The organism is Lachnotalea sp. AF33-28 (assembly GCF_003477885.1).
Classification (GTDB): Bacteria; Bacillota; Clostridia; order Lachnospirales; family Lachnospiraceae; genus AF33-28.
On record NZ_QUEE01000039.1, the window covers coordinates 1 to 1,214 of the forward strand.

Sequence of the window (1,214 nt, forward strand, 5' to 3'; positions counted from 1 at the left end):
ATATCCGTATATTGTGAATCACTGACAGTGCAAAAAATCCTCTTTTTTGTATAATAAAGTTGAGTACAGAAAGGGGGAAATATCGTGAAAGACAAATTAATTGATGATGTGCTCACAGAAATGGAAGCCTGGTTGACGCCGGAACAGACCCGGCAATTGGAAAGTGTATTGGTGCTAAAGCTACACGATTATCGGCTTGAAAAAGATAGCCATGAACTAATCGTATCAGAACAGCGGTGGGAAAAGGTTTTGAAGACCTTTTTGGCTACAAAGAGACTAGAGAACTGTTCTGAGGGAACGCTGGAAAACTATGGTCGCTGCGTCCAAATGATGATGCAGACTCTGAACCGGCGCTTGGAGGAGATCACCACTAATGACCTGCGGTACTACCTGGCATGGTACCAACAGGCTAGGAAGATCAGTCTGGCATATTTGGAGACGTTGCGGCATTACCTGAACAGTTTTTTTGGTTGGGCATCAGATGAAGGATATATCCCAACTAACCCTGCACGCCGGTTAAAGCAGGTGAAAGTCCCAAAGATGATTAAGAAACCTTATAGTGCAACGGAACTGGAGATTTTGAAACGGAATGCCCGATCAGAGCGTGATTTGGCCCTGATGGAGCTCATGTACAGCTCCGGCGCACGTATTGGCGAGATTGTGGCCCTAAACCGGGAAGATATCAATTTCGTAGGCATGGATATCGTACTTTATGGCCAGAAGGGAAAGAAAGAACGTTATGTTTATCTCACGGAGTCCTCTTGTTATCATCTGAAAAGGTATCTGGACAGCCGAACAGACAGCAATCCGGCCTTGTTTGTAACGGATAAGGCGCCATACAGCAGACTGAAAAAGTCCGGAGTACAGGCCATGCTCCGCAAAATGGGGCGGTCGTTGGGAATTGAAAAGGTGCATCCTCACCGCTTCAGACGGACCTTGGCGACGGATGCTCTGGAACGCGGTGTGCCGATCGAACAGGTGCAGGAGATTCTGGGCCATGTCAGTATTGATACGACCAGAATCTACTGCACAATCACGGAAGAGAATGTAAGATCATCTTTCCGGAAGTGTATAGCATGACTTTGTTATAACGCATAGTTACAAAAAAAGCCTGCCAGCAGGGGAGGCCTTTTTTGCGTGAAAGAAAACGTTTGAAGAGTGGAAGAGGAACGGGACGAATGAACTAAAATAGACAGATCACAATATACGGATAT

The 1,214-nt window shown here is 46.0% G+C and carries 1 protein-coding gene; it reads left to right on the forward strand.

The window, feature by feature from the left end:
- Positions 1–84 precede the first annotated feature (84 nt).
- Entirely contained in the window at positions 85–1,080 is a 996-nt protein-coding gene (locus DWZ56_RS22545; protein ID WP_118558860.1) for a tyrosine-type recombinase/integrase, read from the forward strand.
- Positions 1,081–1,214: the final 134 nt, after the last annotated feature.